Source organism: Streptomyces durbertensis (assembly GCF_014156695.1).
Taxonomy (GTDB): Bacteria; Actinomycetota; Actinomycetes; order Streptomycetales; family Streptomycetaceae; genus Streptomyces; species Streptomyces durbertensis.
Genome location: NZ_WMLF01000877.1, coordinates 1 through 787, shown reverse-complemented (window position 1 = coordinate 787; position 787 = coordinate 1). Strand labels below are relative to the sequence as shown.

1 pseudogene is annotated in these 787 nt (G+C 73.7%); it reads right to left on the bottom strand.

Annotation, left to right across the window (positions count from 1 at the left end):
* Positions 1–12: 12 nt before the first annotated feature.
* Positions 13–759 (bottom strand): annotated as a pseudogene (locus tag GL263_RS27425) (ABC transporter permease); the annotation flags it as partial.
* Positions 760–787: the final 28 nt, after the last annotated feature.

Below are 787 nucleotides of genomic sequence, written 5' to 3'. Positions count from 1 at the left end.
TTATAAGAGACAGCGGCCGCGGAGGGCGACGAGCGTGGCCAGCGCGATGAGCAGCAGGAGCAGGGAGACGGAGGTGGCGGCTTCGGGCTGTTCCTGGAGCAGCAGGTAGACGCGGAGGGGGAGGGTCTGCGTCTCGCCGGGGAGGTTGCCGGCGAAGGTGATGGTGGCGCCGAACTCGCCGAGCGCCCGGGCCCAGGTGAGGGCCGCGCCGGCGGCCAGCGCGGGGGCGACCATCGGCAGGGTGACGGTGCGGAAGACGCGGAGCGGGCCGGCGCCAAGGGAGGCGGCGGTCTCCTCGTAGCGGGGGCGCAGCCCGGCCAGGGCGCCTTCGAGGCTGACGACGAGGAAGGGCATGGAGACAAACGTGGCGGCCACGACCGCGCCGGAGGTGTGGAAGGGCAGGGTGAGTCCGAAGGTGTTCTCCAGCCAGGGGCCGAGCAGGCCGCGGCGGCCGAAGGCGAGCAGGAGCGCGACGCCGCCGACGGTCGGCGGCAGCACCATCGGCAGCATGACGAGGGACCGTACGAGCGCCTTGCCGGGGAAGTCGGCGCGGGCGAGCAGCCAGGCCAGCGGCACGCCCATGACCAGTGACAGCAGCAGCGACCAGAAGGAGACGATCAGCGACAGCCACAGCGCCTCGGTGGCCTCCGGGCTGGAGAGGTGTCCGGGCAGGTCCCGCCAGGAGGTGTGGACGAGCACGCCCACCAGGGGCAGCGCGAGGAACGCGACGGCGAGCAGGGCCGGCACGGCCAGTGTCAGCGGGGTCCGGGTGGGTCGGCCGGGGGAC